Origin of the sequence: Mycobacterium sp. AMU20-3851 (assembly GCF_043974665.1) — a bacterium.
Classification (GTDB): domain Bacteria; phylum Actinomycetota; class Actinomycetes; order Mycobacteriales; family Mycobacteriaceae; genus Mycobacterium.
Genome location: NZ_CP146371.1, coordinates 2,228,960 through 2,253,002, shown reverse-complemented (window position 1 = coordinate 2,253,002; position 24,043 = coordinate 2,228,960). Strand labels below are relative to the sequence as shown.

Here is a 24,043-nt window from a genome sequence, read left to right as displayed (position 1 = left end):
ATGAGGGTGGCACCGGGCCTCGGTCTGGTTGTCTGATGAGGTCAGGACGTGTGCACGATGAGCACGTCGACCTTGGACCGGCGGGCCACGTTGGCCGGCACCGAGCCGAGCAGTCGGCCCGCGATGGTGCTCAGGCCGACGTTACCGACGACCAGCAGGTCGGCCTTCTCGGATTCGGCGAGATCGACCAGGGCGTCCACGGGGGCACCGACCACAGCCTTCTCCACCACATCGGTGGCGCCAGCGGCCTTGGCCCGCTCGGTCGCCTCGCGCAAAATGGCGTAGATCGGGGCGTTACCGGTGGCCTTGTAACCCTCGTCCTTGAGAATGTCCGCCGCGTGATGGTCCTCGCTCTGGGGGAAGTACGCGGTCGCGACGACGACCTTCGCGCCCGATCCGGCCGCGATCTCCCCGGCGCGGTCAACTGCCCGCAGCGAAGAATCCGATCCGTCCGTACCGACCACCACGGTCTTGTAGGCGCTCATTCATGCCCTCCCAATGTCGATTGCCACATCGAATTTCAAGCCACCCGAGACCCTATCCCGATGCGCGACGGCCTTGGGTCCGATTCACGAACACGCGGCGCGTCGAACGGCCGTTGGGCGGCGCTGTTCAAGTGTCGATGCTAGCTGGTAACAGGGCTCCGATGACCTTTCCGTGAGCTATGTGACGCTGCCGTTTCCGCCGCGACCGCCATCACAGATCAGGTACGGCAGACGCCGCGACGATGATGTTGCCAGGACGGCAATTTCGCCCCACATTCGAGTCCGGTGACGCCGGCTTTATGGTGAGGGGATGGCTGACGCACCCGGAACATACGCGATCACCGGTTCGGCATCGGGCATGGGCTGGCATGCGGCCCGCAAGCTTCGCGAACAGGGACATCGGGTGATCGGTGTCGACCTCAAGGATGCCGATGTCATCGCGGACCTCTCGACACCGGAGGGCCGCCGGGCCGCGGCCGATGAGGTGCTGGCAGCGGCCGACGGTGTGCTCGACGGGGCCGTGCTGGCGGCCGGGCTGGGCCCGGGGTCCGGCGCGGGACGCAATCAACTGATCGCGCAGGTGAACTTCCTCGGTGTGGTCGAACCGCTGACGGCGTGGCGGCCGGCCTTGGCCGCCGCGGACCGCGCGAAGGTGGTGGTGATCGCGAGCAACTCCGCCACCACGGTTCCGGTGGTGCCCCGCCGCACGATCAACGCCCTGCTCGCACACGATCCCGACAAGGCGGTCCGCAGCATCCGACTGCTGGGGCAACAGGGTTCGGCCATCATCTATGCGGCGTCGAAGATCGCGCTCAGCCGCTGGGTCCGCGAGCAGGCGGTGTCCCCCGACTGGGCGGGCGCCGGAATCCGGCTCAACGCTTTGGCACCGGGCGCCATCCTGACCCCGCTGCTGGAGGCCCAACTGGCCCAGCCCATGGAGGGCAAGGCGGTTCGCAAGTTTCCGGTGCCGATCGGGGGGTTCGGTGCGCCCGAGCAGCTGGCCGACTGGATGTGCTTCATGCTGTCCGACTCCGCCGATTTCCTTTGCGGCAGCGTCATTTTCGTCGACGGCGGGACCGATGCGTTTTTCCGCACCGGAGACTGGCCGCGGCCCGTCCCGCTGCGCGGGCTTCCGCGCTACCTGTGGAAGTTCGCGCGCGGGCCGGTGAAACGCTGACCGGCTACAGGTGCCGGCCCAGGAAGTCGGCGATACTGCGCCGGAATTCCGCCATCGCGGGCGCCTTCGTCATCAACCCGTCCGCCGCGTGGTACATGCCCGGGACGGTGACCACCTCGCACGGCACACCGCAGGCCCGCAGTCGCGCGGCGTACTCGACCGATTCGTCATAGAGCAGGTCCAGTTCCCCCACCCCGACCCAGGCCGGCGCCAGCCCGGACAGGTCGTCGCGGCGCGCGGGCGCGGCGTAGCGCGGCGCGTCGGACAATCGCGGGGCCCGGCCCAGATATGAGGTCCAGGCGAAGGTGTTCGACTTCGCCGGCCACAGGAACCTGCCCCGGCCCGGTTGGTCGCGCAGCGTGGTCCGGTCGTCGACGGCCGGGTACGCCAGCGCCTGGGCGCGCAGCGTGATGCCCTCGTCGAAGGCGCGCTGGGCGACGGCCGCCGCCAGGCCGCCACCTGCGCTGGACCCGGTCACCGCGATCCGGTCGGGGTCGATGCCGATCTCGTCGGCATGCGCGCGCATCCAATGCAGGGTGGCCATGCAGTCGTCGAGCGCCGCCGGGAACGGGTGCTCGGGCGCCAGCCGATAGTCGGGTGACACCACGACGGCCCCCAGTTCGCGGGTCAGCGTTCCGCAGGTCGCGGCCTCGTTCCTGGGGGACCCGAAGATGAATCCGCCGCCGTGGATATGGAGCACACCGGGACGTGCTCCGGAATCGCCGGAGCTTGTCGGCCTGGTGATGAGCACTCCGAATTCGGGCGACCCGATCCGGCGCTCGACGGCCTCGACGCCGTCGCCGGGCTCAGATTCGATGTTGTTGAACCACCGCGCCAGGGGCAGCGAGCGTGGCCCGTGGCTCGTGGTGAGCAGCGGCAGCAGCGGATTACGCAGTTCGGGCGCCACCCGCGAGAGCTCCGGGCGCAGGGCCTGGTAGCGCCGCAGCGCCGACCAGCCACCGAGTGCGGCGAGCGTCGCCGTCGCGAACAGTATCTTCCGCACGGGCGAAGGTTAGCCCCTCCGGGACGTCGACGCCGGGTATCGCGTACACCGCGGCACGGCGCCCCACCCGACCGTGCGGGGCCGGGATGGGAAACCCTGCGTGTTCCACGGGATTTGGCGGTACGCCGAACCTACGTGGTTGCTGGAGCGAGTGACGGGAATCGAACCCGTGTAAACGGCTTTGCAGGCCGGTGCCTAGCCACTCAGCCACACCCGCAGCAGTGACCAATCTGCCACGGGGTGACCGAGCCGTACATCGTTGCGATCGCCGTGATTGCTATTCCGCGGACACCCGACGCGCCGCGGACTCCCGCCGTTCGGTGGCCGCGGTCCCGGCCGCGCGTACCTCGGATCGCCGCGGCCCGTCGTGATCGGCACTGGCCTTCGGGACCCCTGCGGTCCGCAACCGCGGCCCGGCCGTCGTGACCGAGCGGGTCGACTTCGACGGCGAATCCTGGCCGAGTTCCGGCGCCGACCCCTCGAAGGCCCCGGAGATGTCAGCCGGTGGATCCGACGGTGCGACGTCGCCGACGGTCCCGGTGGTGTCCTCGGTGTCATCGGTGGTCACCGGGTCGGTGGCGGGCACGTCGTCGGCCACCGGGGCGTCCACCACGGTGTCGGTCGGGGTCTCCTCGACCACCTCGTCCTCGGTGACGGTGTCATCGGACACCGGGACTTCGGACACGGGAACTTCGGTGACGACGTCCTCGGTCACCGGCACCTCGGTCACGACGTCCTCGGTCACCGGCACCTCGGTCACGACCTCTTCGGTCACCGGAACCTCCGTCACGACCTCTTCCGTCACGACCTCATCGGTCACCGGAACCTCGGCCACCGCCTCGTCGGCGACGACGACGTATTCGGTGACGGGCACCTCGGCCGCCACCACCTCCGCGCCGACGCTCACCTCCTCGGCTACCGGCTCGGCCGGCACCTCGGGAGCAGGTGCAGCACCGCTTTCCGGTGCCGCCGCCTCAGCTGCCGCTGCGTCCGCCTCCAGATCCGACGTCGCCGACATGGCCCGCAGAGAAGCCCCGATCGAAGCCCCGGAGGCCGCCGGCGTGCCGGTCAGCGCGCCCGTCAGCCCGCCCAGAACCGATCCGATCAGATTCGTGACCGCCTGCACGACGCTGGCCACCAGGTTCGGCACGACGCTGAGGATCTGCGTCACCACCTGCTGGATCGCCTGCAGCAACGCCGACACGGGGTTGGTCGGGTTGCCCGGCGCACATCCTTCCTGCAGACACCGGATCAATTTCTTGAGCTGCGCCAGCGCTTCGGCGTCCTTGGGATTCCCGAATTGATCGAAGATCCCGAAGAAACGCTCATCCCCCGCCGCATCCGGATCGTCCTGGATCGAGTAGAGGAATACCGGACCGGCCCCGGCGATCGATTGCCACGCAGTGAGAATGTCGCGCATGAATTCCAACTGGACCGCGGCCGACACCTGACTGGTGGGCAATCCGTATTCGGTGATCCAGATCTTCAGTTGCTCTTCACCCGGCTGCAGATGAGCATCCATCATTGCCCGGATCTGCTGAATCTGGAGCAGCGGCGAGAGCATATTCGCCTCCTGCTCGGAGAACTTCGTGACGAAGTCATAGGGATGGAAGGAGATTGCGTCGAAATAGCCGTGCGCACCGGCGGCGTACATCGCCGCGACGAACTCGACAGGACTCTTGGTCCACTCACCGATGGTGATACCGGGGCCGACGACCGCTCCGACCACCGTGATGTCGGGGCTGACCGCCTTCAGCGCGGTATAGGTGGCCTTCAGCATCTCGGTGTACTCCACCGGATCCACCGGATTCCAGAACAGCACGAAGTTCGGCTCGTTCCACACCTCATACGCGGTGATCTTGTTGAGGTACCGAGAGGCGACCGCCCCGGCGAAATCGGCGAGATACTGCGGATCCGAGGGATGACCACTGCCCGGAGGCCCATCGGTCGCCCAGGCCGGCGTCCACTGCAGCACTCCGAGAATGCCCAGCCCCAGTCGGTCCGCCTCGGCGACGATCGTGTCCAGCTTCGCCCAGTTCAGGTCGCTTTCCCAGTCGACAGGCTGACCGAGCGGGTCCTGCGTCTGGATCTGCCACCACGGCACCAGCAGGCGGATGTTCTTCACCCCGAGCGAGGCGGTCAGGGAGAGGCGGGCCAGCACCTCGTTGAGATCGTCGGCGAAATAGATGTTCGAGTCGGAGATCCCGACGGCCGTCGAGGAATCGTCGACCGCCGCAACATTGGTCACTTCATAGCTTGCGACGCGTTTCACCTCGGGCACCGAGAGGTGGCTACCGGTGGTCGCGACCACCGCGGCCGCGGTGACGCCGATTACGACCCGGCTCGCAATACCGCGAATCGGCCGCCGGACACAACTCCACATGTTTAACCACCGTTTCTGACACCGTGACGTCGGGCCTTCCCCAGCCCGACACTGCTAGAAAATTAGCCACAGTGAAGAGAAATTACGAAATCTACTTGTGAGTAAGAAAAGCCTTTTCCAAATGGCTTTTCCGGACAGATTCTTGGCAAAGAATTTACCGATCGGAAATATAAATATCCGCACCTGGTACTGCGATTCTGGCAAACGCCGTAAGTTTGCCGGTCAGGGGGATAGCCCCGGACTCAGCCTCCACAGGAGGCACATCGGTCCAGATAGGCATCGTTTCTCTCATCGGCAACAGTCATTGCCCCCAGCCACTCCAGCGCCCCAGCGCCACATCAGCCAGTCCTAGCAAATATTGGCTCAACAGTACGTTCCGCGAACAGAAGCCCCAGGCGTCGCTGCGGACAAGAGTTGTCCCGAGCGTAAATTCAGGTGCTCTCACCAGTGCTATCCCGAAATGTGGGACGGTCGGCCGGTCGGCTACTGATGGGGCATGCCGGCCGCGACCCCGCTCTGAGGCCAGCCGGCCGGCGAATCTTCCCACGGCTCCTGACGTCCGTAGGGAGTCAGATCCAGGAACGGGTATCCGACCGCGGTGTGGTCGAGTCCGCGGGCGTAGGTGGAATAGGTGTGGAAGACCTCGGCCCCGCGGCGCAGGAACACACTGGCGCCGGGCCAGTCCCCGCGCAGGTCGGCATCGGTCCAGCCGTCGCGGCGCAACTCGTCATAGGACTTGTAGTTGTATTGCACCGCAGCGCGGTTCGGGTCCAGCGTGACGTGAAAGTCATAACTGAAGTCCCCGTTACGGGTCGAGTACCAGGGGAAGCTCCAGCCGTGCGCCGCCCGGTACCGCTCGATGCTGGTGAACGGCGCCCGGGACACGCAGGCAAACGTCACGTCCTTGGCGTTCAGTAGGGTCCGATCGGAGTCGGTGAAGGTCAGATCCGCGGCGGCGGTGCAGCTGGGGCATCCTTGATCGATCTCGTCGAGCCACATGAAGTGATGGATGTAGAGCTGGGTGCGGCCCTCGAACAGATCGACCAGCCGGACCAGCCCGCGCGGACCCTCGAACAGGTAGTCCTTGTCCACCTTCACCATCGGCAGCCGTCGCCGTTCGGCGTTGACGGCGTCGCGCAGGTGAGTGGCCGCACGCTCGGCGGCCAGCAGCCGCAGGCGCGCCTGCAGCCACTGCTCGCGGGACACCTCGTCGGGGTAGGCGCTGGGCTGCGTCATCGGATGGCTCCTCACCGGATCGAAGGGGTCTACCGAGGCAGACTCCCCCGCGCCGGAAAACTCAGCGCCGCCCGGCGCGGAAGGAGGCGATGGCACCGAACGCCACCAGCACCGCGAATCCGCCGAACAACCACCGAGCCGCAACCGCGTCGCCGGTGGGGACCGTGTTGACCACCACGCCGGCGATCCCGGCGCCGAACGCGCCGCAGATCAGCTGCACCGTGTTGATCGCCGCGGCCGCCACCGGGCCCTCGGCCGGATCATCCACTTCGGTCATCGCCCACGCCGACAGATGCGGCCAGGCCATCCCGACCCCGAGACCGGCCACCACCATCGCCAGTCCCCACGCCACGGCCAGCCAGGCCGGCATGCCCTCGCGGACCAGCAGCGCGCAGGCGCCCAGGCCGACCGCCATCACCACCGGCGCGACGCCGACGATGCGGGCGACCACCGCACGTCGATCGACCGAGGCGCTGACGATCTCGCTCACCGTCCAGCCGATCGCCAGGGCCACCCCCAGGATGCCGGCCGCCGCGGGCGCCAAACCAGCCAGCTTCTGGCCGAACAACGGGACGTACATGACCACCATGGTTGCGGCCATCAGCGCGCCCAGCGTCAGGTAGATCCGCTTCAACGGACCCGGCCGGAACACGGTGGGCGGCAGCACCGGGTGTGCCGTAGCCCGGTCCACCACCAGAAACACCACGACCAGCGCACCGGCGAGCACCAGCAGGATCGTGGTCACGACGGCGTGCCGAGGCACACCGGCCACACTGACCACCAGCGCGGCCGCGCCGAGCAGTACCAGCGACCACACCGGAACCCGGATCGCCACCACCTCACCGGCACTCGACCGCGCCGGCAATGCCATCGGCACCAGCACCCCGATAGCGACGGTGAGGACCACCAGTACGACGAAAGCCCAACGCCACGAACCGAACTGGGCGAACAAGCCGCCGATGGCCGGCCCCAGGAAGGTACCCACGCCCCACATGGCCGAGACGAGCGCCGACGCTCGGGTCCACAAAGACTGCGGCAGTGCGGTATTGATGACCGCGTAGCCCAGACCTGCCAGCAGCCCACCTGCGCCGCCCTGAATCACCCTGCCGACGAGCAGCACCTCCATGCCGGGCGCCAGCGCACAGATCGCACTGCCTGCACCGAACACGGCGAGCGCGCCGAGGTACGTCGCCCGGGGCCCGAACCGCGCCAACAGCGAACTGACCAGCGTGGCGCCGGCCACCGAGGCGACCAGATAAACCGTCATCACCCAGGCGTAGTACCGCTGGCCGCCGATCTCGGTGACCGCACTGGGCAGCAGGCTGATGGTGAGGAACTCGTTGGTGGCATACAGCGCAACACCGCCGGCCAGGACGGTCGAGGCGCCGACGTTCTTCGGCCCCAGCAGTTCGCGCCAGCTCCCGCCGGTCAACGCATGCGTGTCGGTCACCCCGTCAACCTAGAAGCTCAACCGCGGTTGAGTTCAAGAGCCGCTATTTCAGGCCGGCGGCATCCATCCCGCGCAGTTCCTTCTTGAGGTCCTGGATCTCGTCGCGGATGCGCGCGGCGAGTTCGAACTGCAGATCGCGTGCCGCCGTCATCATCTGCTCGGTGAGGTCCTTGATCAGGTCGGCCAACTCGGCCCGCGGCATATTGCTGGTGTCGCGGCCCTCGACGATGCCGGCACTGACCGCGCGGCCCGGCTCGCCCTGGGCGCGGCGGCCGCGCGAGGCATTGCGTCCGGAGCCGCCGACCTCGACGTTCTCGGTGTCGTCGGCCTCGCGGTACACCTGATCGAGGATGTCGGCGATCTTCTTGCGCAGCGGCTGCGGATCGATCCCGTGCTCTTTGTTGTAGGCGATCTGCTTGGCACGGCGGCGATCGGTCTCGTCGATGGCCTCCCGCATCGAGTCGGTGATCTTGTCGGCGTACATGTGCACCTCGCCGGACACGTTGCGGGCAGCGCGGCCGATGGTCTGGATGAGGCTGCGCGGGGACCGCAGGAAGCCCTCCTTGTCGGCGTCGAGGATCGCCACCAGCGATACCTCGGGCAGGTCCAGGCCCTCACGGAGCAGGTTGATGCCGACCAGTACGTCGTACTCGCCGAGCCGCAGCTGCCGCAACAACTCGACCCGGCGCAGGGTGTCCACCTCGGAGTGCAGATAGCGCACGCGGATACCCATCTCGAGCAGGTAGTCGGTGAGGTCCTCGGCCATCTTCTTGGTCAGGGTGGTCACCAGCACCCGCTCGTCGCGTTCGGTGCGCAGCCGGATCTCGCCGATCAGATCGTCGATCTGACCCTTGGTGGGTTTGACGAGCACCTGCGGGTCGACCAGCCCGGTCGGGCGGATCACCTGTTCGACGAACTCGCCGCCGGCCTGCGCCATCTCATAGTTTCCGGGCGTCGCGGACAGGTACACCGTCTGACCGATCCGGGCGGCGAACTCCTCCCAGGTCAGCGGCCGGTTGTCGACGGCCGAGGGCAACCGGAAGCCGAAGTCGACCAGGTTGCGCTTGCGGGACATGTCACCCTCGTACATGCCGCCGATCTGCGGCACGGTGACGTGTGACTCGTCGATGACGAGCAGGAAGTCCTCCGGGAAGTAGTCGATCAGCGTGGCCGGCGCGGTGCCCGGGCCACGCCCGTCGATGTGCCGGGAGTAGTTCTCGATGCCTGAGCAGAAGCCGACCTGCTTCATCATCTCCAGGTCGTAGTTGGTGCGCATGCGCAGCCGTTGCGCCTCCAGCAGTTTGCCCTGGCCCTCCAGTTCGGCCAGCCGGGTCTCCAACTCGGCCTCGATGCTGGAGATCGCGACGGCCATCCGGTCCGGCCCCGCGACATAGTGGGTGGCCGGGAAGATACGCACCGAGTCCACCTGCCGCACCACGTCACCGGTGAGCGGGTGCAGGTAGTACAGCGCCTCCACCTCGTCACCGAAGAACTCGATGCGGACCGCCAGTTCCTCGTAGGCCGGGATGATCTCCACGGTGTCGCCCCGCACCCGGAACGATCCCCGGGTGAAGGCGATGTCGTTGCGGTCGTATTGGACGTCCACCAGTAGCCGCAGCAGCCCGTCGCGGGGTACCTCGTCGCCGACCTTGAGCTCCACCGAGCGGTCCAGATAGGACTGCGGGGTGCCGAGGCCGTAGATGCAGGACACCGAGGCCACCACCACGACATCGCGGCGGGACAGCAGGCTCGAGGTGGCCGAGTGCCGCAGCCGCTCGACATCGTCGTTGATCGAGCTGTCCTTCTCGATATAGGTGTCGGTCTGCGCGATGTACGCTTCCGGCTGGTAGTAGTCGTAGTACGAGACGAAGTACTCGACGGCGTTGTGCGGCAACATCTCCCGCAGTTCGTTGGCGAGCTGCGCGGCCAGCGTCTTGTTGGGCGCCATCACCAGGGTGGGTCGCTGCAGCTTCTCGATCAACCAGGCGGTGGTCGCGGATTTACCGGTACCGGTGGCGCCCAGCAGCACGATGTCGCGCTCGCCGGACCGGACCCGGCGTTCCAGCTCGGCGATGGCGGCCGGCTGGTCGCCCGCGGGTTCGTACTCGCTGACCACCTCGAACCTGCCGCCGGTGCGCACGATGCCGTCGACGGCGTCGGCGGCAGGTCGGTACTCCGACTGCGCGAGCACGGGATGTTCGGTAGCGAAAGCCATGGTCTCCAGGTTAAGCGTGGGGGCCGACAAGTTCATTCCCGCTTCGCTGCGCGCGTAGCCGACCGGCACGCTACCGTGGCGCCGTGTCCGAACCCGTACGCGTCGCGTCGCGCCTACCGGGCCCGGTCGCCCGCCCGCCGTGGCGCGGACGGGGCGTCCTCGACCTGCGCCGGTGGCGATGACCATTCACCCGCCCAAGCAGGAGACCTTCGACCTCGACGCCCGCACCAACACCGATCCCAAGGGGATCGTCCGCGCCGTCGACATCTACACGGTGCGGCCGTGGGGGCTGTACATGGCCCGGCCCACCCCGGGACGCGCCCAGTTCCACTACCTGGAATCGTGGCTGCTGCCGGCGCTGGGACTGCGGGCATCGGTCTTCCACTTCAACCCGGGCCACGAACGCGACCAGGACTTCTATCTCGATATCGGGAGGTTCACCGCCGACGGCGCGGTCTGGCACGCCGAGGACCACTACCTGGACCTGGTGGTGCGCACCGGCGCCGGGGTCGAGATCACCGACGTGGACGAACTGATGGACGCGATCCGGCACGGTCTGCTCAGCCCCGAGGCCGGCGAGCAGGCGGTCCACACGGCGGTGGCGGCCGTCGACGGACTGGCCCGCCACGACTACGACCTGGACCGCTGGCTTGCCACCCGAGGCGTGCAGCTCACCTGGAAATGATCACGATCCGTCACCGAACCGGCATCCCGTTCCTGTCGTCGGTGGCAGCCGGTGCAGCCGAGTCGGCCCCCGGGGCGACGAGTTCGGCGAGCGCCAGCGCGACCCGCAGCTCCAGGGTGCGCTTCTCCAGTGATCGCCCCAGCAGCTCCTCTGCCTGACGAATCCGGTAGGCGACGGTGTTCTCATGAATGTGCAGCCGCTTCGCGGTGCGTCCGCGGCTGCAGTTCTCGTCGAGATAGGTGCGCAGTGTGGCCGCAAGGCGGCGCGTGGTTTCATCCGTCGACTCCAGCCGACCCAACTCACGTTGCACGAACACCCGTGATTGTTCGACGTCGACGGTGGCGATCGCGCGTAACGAGACGTTGTCGTAGTGGGTGACGCTACCGACCGGCCGGCCTGCCAGCCGCGCGATTCGTTGTGCCTCGACCGCTTCGAGGTAACTGGAGCGGAAGCCCGCGAGGCCGCTTGCGGGCTCACCGATCGCGACGCGCACCCCGGGCGCGTTGGCCGTACGAAACCGTAACTCGTCCAACACTTTCGACGGAACCACACTGTGCGAGCTGATCCAGGCCGCGGCCGACAGAATTCCGAGGGGATGCACGAGGGGCCTTTGCGAACCGATCGCGGAGGCGATGTCGCGGATGGCCGCTTCGAGCACGGCCTGGGTGTTGCGCCCTTCCTCGTGGGATTCGAGCCAGGCGATCGCACCGACGTGTACCCGGCGGACGTCGTGGCGGAGCCGCCGGGTGGCGATGTCGATGTCGATGGGTTGTCCGGCCAAAATGGCGCCGACGGTCTCGGCCTGGCTGGCGGCCGCGCTGCGCAACCACCGGTCGCGCTCGGCGGTGTACACCTCCTCGACCAGACACAGCGCGGCGTCGACGTAGGCGAACAGCCAGGCCGAGGCCAACTCGGAGGCGAGGTTCAATTCGTCGGCACTGCCGGCGTGGCGGTCCAGGATCGCGTTGAAGTGGCGAGATGTCGCGGCATGCGCGAGCCGATAGGCGCGCATCAGCGTGGTCAGCGGCACGTTGTGGCGCGCGCCGTCCCGCGCATAGGCGAGCGTCGAAGACGGCAGGTGTGCCGCCTGGGCGGGGTCGCTGCCGGCCAAGAGCACCTCTGCGAAGTCACGGATGCTGGCCTCGGTGCTGGCGCGGTTGACCTCGAGGGCCTCCGCGTCGACGAGTAGGTCGGGCAACCGCTCGCTGGTGTAGTCGTTCACCGCGTCCGCGATCTCGCCGGCCCGCTCGGCCAGGTCGGCGGCGGCAGGTCGGAGCACCGCCGACCACACCCTGCGCTGGTCATCGCCGTGCGCGCCCGTCCAGGCCGGCTCCATGCACTGCACGGTATCGCCGCACCGGATCGATGGTGCGGATATTGGACAACGGCCGGGTTCGACGTTGGCGCACTCAGACAAGAAAAAGCCTGCGCCGACGACGGACGATCTTCGCATGCGACAACTGACCAGCCTCGACGCACAGTTCCTGGCCATGGAGAACGACCGTGTCCAGGGCCACGTCAGCGTGCTCGGCATCTACGACTCCCACACCACCGCGGGCCAACCACTGGACGCGGAGCTCGTTCGCCGGATCATCGGCGAGCGCCGGCACCTGCTGCCCACCTTCCGCTGGCGGCTCGCGCCGGTGCCCTTCGATCTCGACTACCCGTACTGGGTCGACGACGGCACCTTCGACGTCGAATACCACGTCCGTGAGCTCGCCCTGCCGTCGCCGGGCACCCAGCGGCAGCTCGCCGAGCAGGTGGCCCGGATCATCGGCCGGCAGCTCGACCGGGCGCGGCCGCTCTGGGAGGTGTACGTCATCCACGGACTCACCGACGGCGGTGTCGCGGTGCTGACGAAAATGCACCACGCCGCGGTCGACGGTGTGTCCGGGGCCGAGGTGATGAGCATCCTTCTCGATGACACCACCCGACCCGAGCGGCAACCGGCCCCCGAGGTCGTCGCGGAGAACTTCCCGTCCGAGGTGGAGATGCTCGGCCGCGGTCTGATCGGCCTGATGCGCCAGCCGCTGCGGGTCCTGCGCGCGGGTCCCACGGCGGTGCCGCATCTCGACGATGTGCCGACGATCCGCCATCTACCCGGCGTGAAATCCATTGCCCGCGGCGGCCGGCTGCTCAAGCGGGCGCTCAGGGCCGGAGCGTCGCTGCCGGGCAGCGACGTCACGGCGCCCCGGACACGATTCCAGGCGCGCGTGTCACCGCACCGCCGCGTCGCATTCGGATCGTTGTCGCTCACCGAGGTCAAGACGATCAAGAACACCCTCGGCTGCACCGTCAACGATGTCGTCCTGGCGATCTGCACGGCGGGGCTGAGGACCTGGCTCGACGAGCGCGGCGAGTTGCCCGCCGAACCCCTCGCGGGCTTCGTCCCGATGTCGGTACGCACACCGGAACAGCAGGGAACGTTCGGGAATCGGGTGTCGGTGATGATCACCGGGCTCCCGACCGATGTCGCCGACCCGGTACAGCGCGTGCACCGGATCACGGAAACGATGAGCGCCGCCAAGGAGCGTCACCGCGCGCTTCCGGCGTCGTTGCTGCAGGACGCGAACCACTTCATTCCGCCGGCCCTGTTCGCACAAGCGGCGCGGGCCACGTCCCGGTTGGCCGGCCTGCGCGGCCTCAATCAGCCTGCCAACGTCATGATCTCGAATGTCCCGGGACCGTCGACTCCTCTGTATCTCGGGGGCGCCCGGCAACGCGCACAACTCCCGGTCTCCGGGGTGCTGGACGGGATCGGCATCAACATCACCGTGATGAGCTACCAGGATTCGCTCGAGTTCGGCATCGTCGTCGACCGAGAACTCGTCGATGACCCGTGGCAGATCCTCGACGCCCTGCGCACCGGCCTCAACGAACTGCGTGACGCCGCCCAGGCCGCAGCGAGAACCGTCACCCCCATCCACCGTGAGAGCCCCAGCACCCGAAAGGCAACGTCATGAACCCGAACATGCTCAGCAGCAACAGCATGGACGACTACCCGCTCACACTGACAAGCATCGTCGAGCGCGCGGAGCGGTTCCACGCCGGTAAGGACGTCGTCTCGCGGCGCCCTTCGGGGGCGGTCTCGCGCACCAACTACGGCGAATGTTCCTCTCGTGCAAGGCGTCTCGCGGGTGCACTCAGCGCGTTGGGGGTGCGCCAAGGTGACCCTGTGGCCACGTTGTTGTGGAACCAGAGCGAACACCTGGAGCTGTACTTCGCCGTTCCCGCCATGGGTGCGGTCATCCACACGCTGAACCCACGCTTGTTCCCCGACGAGCTGGCCTTCATCGTCGACGACGCCCAAGACACCGTGATCGTCGTCGACGAGTCCCTGTTGGAGGTGTTCGAAAGCTTCCGCGCCGGACGCGATTTCAACCACGTCATCGTGGTCACCCACGAGGGTGAGGCCCCCGCCGGAATGCTGGACTATGAATCCCTGATCGCCGGTTCCGAGCCGGTCACCTGGCCCGATCTCGACGAGCGCAGCGCCGCAGCGATGTGCTACACCTCGGGCACCACCGGCCGCCCGAAAGGTGTCGTCTACTCGCACAGGGCACTCGTCCTGCACTCTCTGGTCGCCGCCCTGCCCGACCAGCTGGCGGTGTCAGCAAGGGACACAGTGCTTCCCGTCGTCCCGATGTTTCATGCCAACGCTTGGGGGCTGCCCTACGCCGCGGCAATGGCCGGCGCACGCCTCGTTCTGCCGGGTCCCCGGCTGGAACCGGAAAGCGTACTCGACCTGTGTGCCGGTGAGCGGGTCACCATGACGGCGGGCGTGCCGACCGTGTGGATGGGGATGCTCGCCGCGCTCGATGCCGGACCGGACAGGTGGGACCTGTCCGAGCTCAACCGGCTGATCGTGGGTGGAGCGGCGGTACCGCGGTCGATGTTCGAGGGATTTGACCGGCACGGGCTGACGGTCGTGCAGGCCTGGGGCATGACCGAGACCGCCCCGCTGGGTTCGGTGTGCCGGCTTCCGGCGGCTCTCGACGCCGGCGAGCGCGACGAACAGTACGGCTTCCGCACCCGGCAGGGCGTCGCGAGCCCGTTCTTCGACATCCGCGCCCGTGACGACGACGGTGAACTCATCGCCTGGGACGACGCCGCCATGGGTGAACTCGAGGTACGCGGGCCGTGGGTGGCCGCCAGTTACCACGGTGGCCGCGGCGCCGACAGTTTCACTGCCGACGGCTGGTTCACGACCGGCGATGTGGTGCGCATCGACCCGCACGGATGCATCCGGATCTGCGACCGCGCAAAGGATTTGGTGAAGTCCGGGGGCGAATGGATCTCCTCGGTCGACCTGGAGAACCAGCTCATGGCGCATCCCGCCGTCGCTCAGGCCGCCGTGATCGCGGTGCCCGACGACCGTTGGGGCGAGCGACCGCTGGCCGTCGTGTCGCTGCGAGACGGCGCCCAGGCAGCTCCCGATGAACTCCGCGAGCACCTCGCCCGGGAGTTCGCCAAGTGGCAGTTGCCGGACCGCTTCGAGTTCATGGCGGCGCTGCCCTGCACGGCCACCGGCAAGTTCAAGAAATCCGAGCTACGAACCCTGTTCACAACAGCCTGAAGGAAACCGGACATGAGTCGCTACGACATCACGCAGACCAACCGCGCCGTGGAGCGTTTGATCGAGATCACCGACAATCCACGGCACCGCTACCTGCTGCACGCCTACAACCGGCACCGATACCTGGAGATGGCCGGCCGCTACGAGGAGATCTTCGCCCCGGACATGACGGTCGAAAACCCGGTCTACCACTTCAACATGCTCGGTAAGAGCGTGACCGTGGAGGGCACCCAGGCAGTCAAGGCGCTCTACCACGCGTGGTCGGAAACCGCGCAGTGCATCTTCTACGCCGACGAGGAGAAGCTGGCGATCAGCGACGACATGATCGTGTCGACGTCGTTCATCTATCAGCAGACGCCGGGCACCATCCTGGCCGCCGAAGGGGTGCCGGTCGACCCCGACGTCACCTATCTGGTGAAGACCGCCGAGCACATGATCTGGCCCTACCACAACGGCCGGCTGGTCGGTGAGGACGTCTGGGAGTACGACGAGACGGCGCGGGAATTCATCCCGCTCGATCCGGCCGACATCCTCACCGTCGAGCAGTCCGCGAAGTTGCTCGATGCCTTGATCAAGCCGCTCCCGGAGGACAACCCGTTCCTCGGGTTCTGATCGCTTCGGCCGCCTGTCAGGTACCCAGTGCAGCCGGCTGGTCACCCGGGTCTGGCCCGGCACCGCTGTGACCTCGGTCGCTGGTCGACGGTGCATGACGTGACGCTGACCTGGCGGGCGTAAAGTCAAGATCATGAGTGTCACCAGGCGCGCAGGGCTGGCGGCTGCCACGACGGCCGCACTGCTGTTCGCGGCTCAGCTGCTGCCCGCGGCGGCATCCGCCGAACCCGGAACCGATACCCAGCCCGAGCAGCCGCAGACCGAGGCCACCGAGCCGGCTCCCCCGTTGCTGCACAACATCACCTACCGGGTACGCGCGGACGGCACGTCGCGCCGGGCCGTGGTCGCCTACAAGGCCGACGACCACAACATCAACAGCGAGCAACCCAACCTGCTGCCCGGCCAGACGTTCGAGGTGAACACGGTGATGACCGACCCGAACCTGGCCGGTCTGGAGCTGTCCATCGACTGGCCCTACGGGTCGAACCTGCACTGCGAGATCCTGGTCGACGAGCAGATCGTGGTGCAGGCCGACCAGTTCATCGCTCCCCGGTTGCTGCGCCCCAAGGACGACCCGCTCTACGGGGTGCTGCACTGCGGCGCGCCGCTGGACAACCCGGGAGCGTCCACGCCGTCCATCCCGGCACTGCCCGGTTACCCGGGCGAGCCGGCGCCGGAGGCACCGCCGCAGGCCTGACCGGTCAGGGCTTCCAGCCGGTGGTGTGGGCCCACTCCCAGGCGCGGTGGTACGCGTCGAGGAACCACGGTTCCTTGGCCGCAACGTAGTCCGGCTCGCTGAGCGCCGCCTTCTTGGCGGCCAGATAGTCTTGCTGCACACCGGGATTGGCCTTCAGCCAGTCCACACACAGCAGCGCGAACTGCTGGTTCGGCCAGCCGTCCACCCGGATGTGCACATTGGTGGGCCGGCCCGGGTCCGCGGAGGCGTGGAATCGCTTGCGCCACTGCGCCGGATCCTCACCGTGCGCGACATCGGCCGAAATACGTTCCACCCGTGGGTATCCCGCGGCCAGCAGGGACTCGGCCAGTTCGTCGGCGACCTCCAGCGAGGCCACCGTCACCTGCACGTCGATGACGTCTTTGGCGTCCAGGCCCGGTACCGCGGTGGAGCCGATGTGGTCGATCCGCACCGCCCGGTGCCCGCACGTCGTCTGCAGCCGGGCCACGATGCGGCGGGCCTGATCCGGCCAGTCGGGATCGGCGGGCACCACGGCCGGTTCGACGTGCGCGGGCCGGCGCTGCTGCAGGTTGTGCGCGAACGGCAGAATCCGGTCGTGCCACAGGCCGCGGGCCTGCTCCACCAGGGCCCCGGCCGTACCCGAATTGTCCAGCCACACATCGGCCACCGCCCGGCGCTGCTCCTCGGTGGCCTGCGCCGCGATCCGGGCCCGGGCGTCCTGCTCGGTGAAGCCGCGGTACTCGATGAGCCGCGCGACTCGCAGTTCCACATCGGCGTTGACGACGATCACCAGCGGGAACATCGGCGCCATCTGGGATTCGACCAGCAGCGGGATGTCCTCGATGATCACGGAATCCTCGTGCGCGGCATCGATCAGCTCGGAGCGGCGCCGCGCCACCAGCGGGTGCACGATGCCGTTGAGTGTCTGGCGCTTCTCCTCGTCACTGAAGGCGACCGCCGCCAGGGCGGGCCGGTTCAGCTCGCCGGCCTGCGGCCCATCGGCGTGCAGGATGTCGTGGCCGAAGGCGTCGACCAGCTTGGCCAGTCCCTCGGTGCCCGGTTCCACGACCTCCCGGGCGATGACGTCACCGTCGACGACGATGCCGCCGAGGTCGCTGAAGGTCGAGGACACTGTCGATTTGCCGGCGCCGATGCCACCGGTCAGTCCGATACGAAGCACCGCCACAGTCTGTCAGGGCACTGAAACAACGAACGCCCCGGCCCAACGGGCCGGGGCGTTCGAAGAAACGAACTGCTAGGCGTTGCCTGCGAGCTTCTCGCGCAGGGCTGCCAGCTGGGCGTCGCTGGCCAGCGACCCACCTGCGGACTCACCCTCGGAGCGCGAAGAGCTGCTGGAGGTCGACGGGCGAGCCGCTTCCTCCGCCTCGGCAGCGGCGAACTTCTCCATCTGCGCGGTGTGCATCTTGTGCCGACGCTCGGCCTCGGCGTACCGGGCCTCCCATTCGGTGCGCTGCTTGTCGAAGCCCTCGAGCCACTCGTTGGTGTCGGCGTCGAAGCCCTCGGGGAAGATGTAGTTCCCCTGCTCGTCGTAGCTGTCGGCCATGCCGTACTTCGAGGGGTCGAACTCCTCGGTGTAGTCCTCGTTGGCCTGCTTGAGGCTCAACGAGATACGGCGACGCTCCAGGTCGATGTCGATGACCTTGACCATCGCGTCGTCGCCGACCTGGACCACCTGGTCCGGGACCTCGACGTGGCGCTCGGACAGCTCCGAGATGTGCACCAGGCCCTCGATGCCCTCTTCGACGCGGACGAACGCACCGAACGGCACCAGCTTGGTGACCTTGCCCGGCACGATCTGGCCGATGGCGTGGGTGCGGGCGAAGTGGCGCCACGGATCTTCCTGAGTCGCCTTGAGCGACAGCGAAACCCGCTCGCGGTCCATGTCGACGTCGAGCACCTCGACGGTGACCTCGTCGCCGACGGTGACGACCTCGGACGGGTGGTCGATGTGCTTCCAGGACAGCTCGGAGACGTGCACCAGGCCGTCGACACCGCCGAGATCGACGAAGGCGCCGAAGTTGACGATCGAGGAGACGACACCCTTGCGGATGGCACCCTTGGTGAGCTGGTTGAGGAACTCGCTGCGAACCTCGGACTGGGTCTGCTCCAGCCAGGCGCGGCGCGAGAGCACCACGTTGTTGCGGTTCTTGTCGAGCTCGATGATCTTGGCCTCGATCTCCTTGCCGATGTACGGCTGCAGATCGCGGACGCGGCGCATCTCGACCAGCGATGCGGGCAGGAAGCCGCGCAGGCCGATGTCGAGGATCAGGCCGCCCTTGACGACCTCGATGACGGTGCCCTTGACGGCCTCGTCCTTCTCCTTGAGTTCTTCGATGGTGCCCCAGGCACGCTCGTACTGAGCGCGCTTCTTGGACAGGATCAGGCGGCCTTCCTTGTCCTCTTTGGTGAGAACGAGGGCCTCGACCTCATCGCCCACGGAAACGACCTCGTTGGGGTCGACATCGTGCTTGATGGAGAGTTCACGGGACGGGATGACGCCTTCGGTCTTGTAACCGATATCGAGCAGAACCTCGTCACGGTCGACCTTGACGATGGTGCCTTCGACGATGTCGCCATCGTTGAAGTACTTGATGGTCTTGTCGATCGCGGCGAGAAAGTCCTCGGCCGAGCCAATGTCGTTGATGGCTACTTGCGGCGAGGTGATGGAGGGACTTGGCATGTGGTGGGTTGCTCCGGACAGGTTCAATCGTAGGGACATTTATTGGTCTTGTACTGCGGTTTTGCTCCCCGCAGCGATACTGGACAGTTCAGCTCCAGGATTTGTGCGGTGTGCCCGCGGGGCCCGGGACATGACTGGGCACACAGGTACTGGTCAAGGGTACTCGAACGGGTACACGCTGGACAAACCCGGTCCCCGCAGGCAGTAGCTGGTTACCCTCCTGGAGTGTCCGCGATGCCGCACCTGCCGCACCCCCACCTGCCGACCTGGCCACCCACCGTCCGCAAGGCCGCCGCACCTCTGACTGTGCTGATCGCGCTGAGCGTCGTCGTGGGTCTGCTGATGATCCTGCTGACCGCGACGAACCCGGTCGGCACCGCCATCGGATTCGTGCTCTCCAGCATCGCGATCACCGTGGTCGTGCTCTGCTACCTGTGGCTGGACCGCTGGGAACCGGAACCGCCCCGCCTGCTGATCCTGGCTTTCCTGTGGGGCGCGTCCGTCGCGATCATCCTGTCCCTGGCACTGGAGCTGTGGGCCGACGCGGTGTTCCTGCCGACCCCGGGGCTGCCCGAGGGGTTCGAGTCGACGGCGCTGCGCGCGCCGTTGATCGAAGAGGCCGCCAAGGGTCTGTTCCTGTTGATCATGATGACCGGCCGGCGCCGCTACGAGCTGAACTCGCTGACCGACTGTCTGGTGTACGCCGGGTTGGTCGGCGCGGGTTTCGCCTGGTTCGAGGACATTCTCTACATCTCCAGCGGGGAGACCCTGGGCTCCTCGCTGATGACCGCCGCGCTGCGCCTGGTGATGGCGCCGTTCGCGCACTCGCTGTTCCTGTCGGTACTGGCGATCGGCGTGTACTTCGCGCTCAAACAGCGCAATACGGCGGCCAAACTGGCCTGCATCGGGGTCGGTTACGCCGGCGCGGTGATCATGCACGCGCTGTGGAACGGCTCGTCCGTGATCGGCGTCGAGGCGTACTTCCTGGTCTATCTGGCGTGGATGATGCCGATCTTCGGGTTGGCGATCTGGTTGGCCGTCATCAGCAGGCGACGCGAGCAGCAGGTGGTCGCCGCCAAGCTGCCCAATATGGTGGCCGCCAACCTGGTCACCGCCAACGAGGCCAGCTGGCTGGGTTCCATCCGCACCCGCAAGCAGGCCATCGCCGAGGCCACCCGGCTCGGCGGCAGCGCGTCGGGCAAGCGGGTCAAGGCGTTCGCCACCCAGGTGGTCGAGCTGGCGTTCGTGCGGGACCGCATCGATCGCGGCTTCGGTGACGAGCGGGTGCAGGCGTTGCTGCACGAGGAGTCCTACCGGGTGCACGCCGCCCGCGAGGTCGCGGGACCGACGCTGCAGGCGCTGGCCGGCTACCGGGTGCCCTGACCGGCCACCCGGGTGGTGAAGGTGCCGTGGTAGCTCATCGGCTGGTGGAACGGTAGCCAGGCCTCGGCCACCGGACCGTCCGCGACGTGGGCGGCGTCGAACACCATGAGCCGGCTGCGGTGCCGGGACTCGTCGTAACCGACGGTCAGCACCCAGCCCTCGTCGGCGCTCCCGCCGGGGCGGGCCACGAACACCGGCTCCACCAGCACGTGGCCGGCCGGACAGAACAGTTGCGCGGCACCACCGCCGTGATCGATCCGCGCGATGCCCTGCCCGGTGGCCGGGTCCTGCACCGTGACGTAGGAGATGTCGTGCCGCAGCGATGATCGACGCTGATCGATCTGCGGGAACTCGCACCCGAAATCGACCAGCGGTTCGGTGTTCACCCGCCCGGCGGCGGTGATGCGGAACCGGGTGAGTACGACGCCGTCCTGGGCGCCGTCGGTGATCTGCGCACTGTCGGAGCGGATGTGCGCGGTATAACTCTTCACCCCGGCGTAGGTGCTGGGCGCGAATCGCGGCAGGTCGACCACGACGTCGTCGCCGTCGTCGTAGGCGTTGACGTAGTGCCAGTGGAAGAAGGTGTCGGTCGGTACGGTGCGCACCGGGCCGCCGTCACGCGGCGCGAGCACGAAATAGGACGGCGTGTCGGATTTGTAGATCATCGTGTCCCAGAACGAGGCATACCCGGTGAGCGACAACGGATTTATCCGGATCGGTGACACCACGAAGACCGCGTATCGGCGGGTGAGCGCCATATCGTGCACCAACGCCAGGCCGGGGAGCGGCACCGCGCGCAGGTACCGGGTGACACCGCGCGCATCGGTCTCGTACAGGCGCAACCGCGGACGCGGCACCGCTTCGGCCGCCAGCTCGCGCAGCAGCCGCCGGCGTTGTGCACCGCGGGCGCCGCGCAGCACCCGGGGCAGATCGATCCGGGGGAAGTACGGGTCGAACCCGAAGTTGACCCTGGTGTCGGAGACCGGGTCATAGGTGTAATGCGCCGAAAAGCAGCCCACCGGGCCCTTCAGCACGCCGCCCAGGTCTGTCAGACCGACCGTGTCCAGGGTGTCCGGGTCCAGCGCGTGCGGGCGCCCGCCCTCCCACAACGCCAGTAGTTGACCGGGATTCACCATCACGCTGGTGTTCGCGGTATTTGCGGGAAGGCGAAACATGTTGGCCCGCAATCCACCCGGACGTTGCGAGCTGAAGCCGCGGGCCGCGGGCGCACCGGTCTGCAGGGTCTTCAGATAGTGCTTGGTGCGCACGAACCGGTTGCGGAACCGCACCGTGCGCCCGTCCAGGATGAACGCGCTGACCATACCGTCGGCGTCGTAGACGCTCTCGATCTGAGATCCGCCGATGTTCCAGCGGCCCGCCCCGTTGCGGTACAGCGTGCCGACCAGGTCCGGAGGAAGCGTTCCGGTGATGTCGGTGACCTCGATGTCGAACTCACCCGGGATGTCGTCCCAATAGCGCGATGGTGCGTCGGTGGAGCTGCCCAGATCAACCATAAAAGACAGTGTGTCTTTTATGGTTGCCGGTTGTCAATGCTCGCGATCTGTTCGGATCCGAACGGCATCGCCGCACCGCCCTCCCAGCACAGCGCGGTCAGGTGTCCGACGAGTTCCTCGCGCGTCATGGTCCCGCTGCGGCACCACCATTCCCCCGCGGTCACCGCCGAACCGACGATCGCCCGCGACCACGGCGCAGCCGCCGCCACCCGGGGATCCTCCGGACTCATCGAGGACACCAGCAGAAACTCCACCGAGGCCGCGAGGTCCTCGAAAACCCCCGCGCCCCGGTCCACGCTCAAGGCGCTGTGCAGGTTCGGCTCATCCGCGATCCAGCCGATGATGACGTCGAAGAACAGCGACATGCGCTGCCGCAGGTCCACCGAACCCGCGGCGCGGCGGGTGATCTCGGCCAGCAGCCGGCCGGCCGTCCGCTGCCCCAGCGCCATGATGAGGGCACTGCGCTGGGGAAACATCGCGTAGACGGCGGACCGGACGAAACCGGCCTCGGCGGCGATCTCGGCCAGCCCGACTGCGGGTCCGCCGGTGCGGATCGCGCGTTCGGCGGCGTCGAGCAGTGCCGTCCGTCGCTCGGCGGGATCCACCCGCGAACCTGTCGGTCGTCCCCGACCGCGTTTCTCGGATGCCACGTGGGAAGCCTACGAGTTCCCGCAGCCGGCGGGCGGCAACCGCAGCCTCAGGGCGCGGGCCGCCTGCGGAACCGGATCAACTGCCACAACACCAGGCCGGCCTGCAGCCCCAGGGCCACCGAGATCATCGAGATCACCGTGGCGGGGAAGGCGGAGTCGCCGTCGGCGCCGAACAGTTCGGTCACCCCGATCAGGCCCATCGACCCCGGCACCAGCAGCCAGAATCCCGGCAGGATCATCGCAATGGCCGGCGGTGCCGAGGGGCGCCGGGAGATCGTCAGGGCCACGACCGTGAGCACCAGTCCCCCGCAGAATCCGCTGGCGTAGCTGCCGAAGACAAGGTCGCCGAGAAACTGCCCGGCGAAGGCGGTGTAGACGATCAAACCCAGCCACGGCAGGAAGGACAGCGGTGGCGCCAGGAACAGCATCACGCCGACGGCGTACACCGCGACCCCCACCCACGGTGACCACGGCCCGATCTTGTTCACCACATCCGAGCTCAGCTGGGTGCCGTCCGCGCCGAGCAGCTGAGTGGCGATCAGGATGCCGAACGCCAACTGAGCGATCTGCATGAAACCGCTGATCAGTCGGCTGGATCCGGATATGACATCGCGAGCGGTCAGCTCCACGACCGCCAGCGTGATCGCCGCACCGGGCAGGAACACCGCCAGCGGCGGAATCAACGCACGCAGACTCACGTGGTCCAAACCCATCCGCTGGGCGCCGGCGATGCAGATCGCCGAGACCGCGAACGCGCTCACCGCCGGAACGAGGTGCTGCAACATCGGCAGCCGCCGGCCGGCCACACAGAAGACACCCACCATAAAACCGAGCACCGTCGCGATCACCAGGTTCAGCGGGGTCGGCTCCATGACCAGCGCCAGACCTGCACTCTGGATCCCGTAACCGAGGACGGCGATCACACTCGGGTACCGGTTTCCCATGGCCAGGATGGCGTCGAGTCTGGCCTCGCCGTCGGCCGGTGACACCCGCCCGTGCCGGGCGTCCGAGATCAGTCGGGCCAGCGGGAACGTCTGGTCGAAGCGCAGGTCGTGGTCGAGGTTCGCCGCCTGGACCACCGTGCCGCTGTCGGTGGACGGACCGACCACCTGAACGTAATTGGGCAGCGCGATGTAGTTGTTGGGCAGCCCGTAGGCGGCCGATGCGCGGGCCAGCATCTGGCGGATCAGGGTGACGGGGTAATTCGCCGCACCCATCGCCGCCCCGAGCCGAGCGATGAATCGGATCTGCTGTGCAACAGCGTGCTCGGTCATCG

At 67.5% G+C, this 24,043-nt stretch carries 19 protein-coding genes and 1 tRNA gene; 7 read left to right on the top strand and 13 right to left on the bottom strand.

Features of this window, described 5'->3' with window-relative positions:
- Positions 1–41: 41 nt before the first annotated feature.
- Positions 42–485: a universal stress protein gene (locus V4U86_RS10805; RefSeq protein WP_395311221.1), complete on the bottom strand. Its 444-nt coding sequence runs from the start codon at positions 483–485 to the stop codon at positions 42–44.
- A 310-nt stretch (positions 486–795) separates the two neighbouring features.
- Between V4U86_RS10805 and V4U86_RS10800 the strand changes: the two genes are divergently transcribed.
- Entirely contained in the window at positions 796–1,662 is an 867-nt protein-coding gene (locus tag V4U86_RS10800; RefSeq protein ID WP_395311220.1) for an SDR family oxidoreductase, read from the top strand.
- Positions 1,663–1,666: 4 nt separating this feature from the next.
- Here the strand turns inward: V4U86_RS10800 and V4U86_RS10795 are convergent, their stop codons facing one another.
- From V4U86_RS10795 to uvrB, 6 genes are all read right to left on the bottom strand, one after another.
- Entirely contained in the window at positions 1,667–2,665 is a 999-nt protein-coding gene (locus V4U86_RS10795) for an alpha/beta hydrolase (protein ID WP_395311219.1), read from the bottom strand.
- A gap of 143 nt (positions 2,666–2,808) precedes the next feature.
- Positions 2,809–2,882, bottom strand: a tRNA-Cys gene (locus V4U86_RS10790).
- A gap of 60 nt (positions 2,883–2,942) precedes the next feature.
- On the bottom strand, positions 2,943–5,048 hold the full coding sequence (locus V4U86_RS10785; protein WP_395311218.1) for a GH39 family glycosyl hydrolase: 2,106 nt from the start codon (positions 5,046–5,048) through the stop codon (positions 2,943–2,945).
- A 483-nt stretch (positions 5,049–5,531) separates the two neighbouring features.
- The gene (locus V4U86_RS10780; RefSeq protein ID WP_395311217.1) at positions 5,532–6,284 is read right to left on the bottom strand and encodes a DUF899 domain-containing protein; all 753 of its coding nucleotides are present in this window, start codon (positions 6,282–6,284) and stop codon (positions 5,532–5,534) included.
- 61 nt (positions 6,285–6,345) lie between these two features.
- Entirely contained in the window at positions 6,346–7,734 is a 1,389-nt protein-coding gene (locus V4U86_RS10775; protein WP_395311216.1) for an MFS transporter, read from the bottom strand.
- A gap of 43 nt (positions 7,735–7,777) precedes the next feature.
- Positions 7,778–9,949 (bottom strand): excinuclease ABC subunit UvrB, encoded by a 2,172-nt coding sequence (uvrB, locus tag V4U86_RS10770; protein WP_395311215.1) that lies wholly within the window; start codon positions 9,947–9,949, stop codon positions 7,778–7,780.
- A 178-nt stretch (positions 9,950–10,127) separates the two neighbouring features.
- On the opposite strand from uvrB, the gene V4U86_RS10765 reads away from it, so the two are divergent.
- Positions 10,128–10,634, top strand: coding sequence for a DUF402 domain-containing protein (locus V4U86_RS10765; RefSeq protein WP_395311214.1), 507 nt, complete (start codon positions 10,128–10,130; stop codon positions 10,632–10,634).
- 10 nt (positions 10,635–10,644) lie between these two features.
- Here V4U86_RS10765 and V4U86_RS10760 read toward each other — a convergent pair whose 3' ends face one another.
- Positions 10,645–11,970, bottom strand: coding sequence for a PucR family transcriptional regulator (locus V4U86_RS10760; RefSeq protein ID WP_395311213.1), 1,326 nt, complete (start codon positions 11,968–11,970; stop codon positions 10,645–10,647).
- Between the two features lie 115 nt (positions 11,971–12,085).
- Here V4U86_RS10760 and V4U86_RS10755 point away from each other — a divergent pair, with 115 nt between their 5' ends.
- The 4 genes from V4U86_RS10755 (at position 12,086) to V4U86_RS10740 (ending at position 16,519) form a co-directional block, all read left to right on the top strand.
- Positions 12,086–13,597, top strand: a complete 1,512-nt coding sequence (locus V4U86_RS10755; RefSeq protein WP_395311212.1) for a WS/DGAT/MGAT family O-acyltransferase — start codon at positions 12,086–12,088, stop codon at positions 13,595–13,597.
- The gene (locus V4U86_RS10750) at positions 13,594–15,210 is read left to right on the top strand and encodes a long-chain fatty acid--CoA ligase (protein ID WP_395311211.1); all 1,617 of its coding nucleotides are present in this window, start codon (positions 13,594–13,596) and stop codon (positions 15,208–15,210) included. Before V4U86_RS10755 ends, V4U86_RS10750 begins: the two co-directional genes overlap by 4 nt.
- A 12-nt stretch (positions 15,211–15,222) precedes the next feature.
- Positions 15,223–15,822, top strand: a complete 600-nt coding sequence (locus V4U86_RS10745; protein ID WP_395311210.1) for a hypothetical protein — start codon at positions 15,223–15,225, stop codon at positions 15,820–15,822.
- A 133-nt stretch (positions 15,823–15,955) separates the two neighbouring features.
- Positions 15,956–16,519 (top strand): hypothetical protein, encoded by a 564-nt coding sequence (locus tag V4U86_RS10740; protein ID WP_395311209.1) that lies wholly within the window; start codon positions 15,956–15,958, stop codon positions 16,517–16,519.
- A 4-nt stretch (positions 16,520–16,523) separates the two neighbouring features.
- On the opposite strand, the gene coaE is transcribed toward V4U86_RS10740, so the two are convergent.
- Both coaE and rpsA read right to left on the bottom strand, forming a co-directional pair.
- Positions 16,524–17,699, bottom strand: coding sequence for a dephospho-CoA kinase (gene coaE, locus V4U86_RS10735; RefSeq protein ID WP_395311208.1), 1,176 nt, complete (start codon positions 17,697–17,699; stop codon positions 16,524–16,526).
- A gap of 75 nt (positions 17,700–17,774) precedes the next feature.
- Positions 17,775–19,220, bottom strand: a complete 1,446-nt coding sequence (rpsA, locus tag V4U86_RS10730; protein ID WP_395311207.1) for a 30S ribosomal protein S1 — start codon at positions 19,218–19,220, stop codon at positions 17,775–17,777.
- Positions 19,221–19,454: 234 nt separating this feature from the next.
- Here rpsA and V4U86_RS10725 point away from each other — a divergent pair, with 234 nt between their 5' ends.
- On the top strand, positions 19,455–20,603 hold the full coding sequence (locus V4U86_RS10725; RefSeq protein ID WP_395312000.1) for a PrsW family intramembrane metalloprotease: 1,149 nt from the start codon (positions 19,455–19,457) through the stop codon (positions 20,601–20,603).
- Here V4U86_RS10725 and V4U86_RS10720 read toward each other — a convergent pair.
- Genes V4U86_RS10720 through V4U86_RS10710 form a run of 3 tightly spaced genes read right to left on the bottom strand, consistent with a single transcriptional unit; the run spans position 20,588 to position 24,041 of the window.
- Complete coding sequence (locus V4U86_RS10720) at positions 20,588–22,117, bottom strand: carotenoid oxygenase family protein (protein WP_395311206.1); 1,530 nt, start codon at positions 22,115–22,117, stop codon at positions 20,588–20,590. The two genes, V4U86_RS10725 and V4U86_RS10720, sit on opposite strands and share 16 nt — an antisense overlap.
- 17 nt (positions 22,118–22,134) lie before the next feature.
- Complete coding sequence (locus V4U86_RS10715) at positions 22,135–22,767, bottom strand: TetR family transcriptional regulator (RefSeq protein ID WP_395311205.1); 633 nt, start codon at positions 22,765–22,767, stop codon at positions 22,135–22,137.
- A 47-nt stretch (positions 22,768–22,814) separates the two neighbouring features.
- A complete protein-coding gene (locus V4U86_RS10710) occupies positions 22,815–24,041 on the bottom strand; it encodes a threonine/serine ThrE exporter family protein (RefSeq protein ID WP_395311204.1) in 1,227 nt (408 codons plus the stop codon).
- Positions 24,042–24,043: the final 2 nt, after the last annotated feature.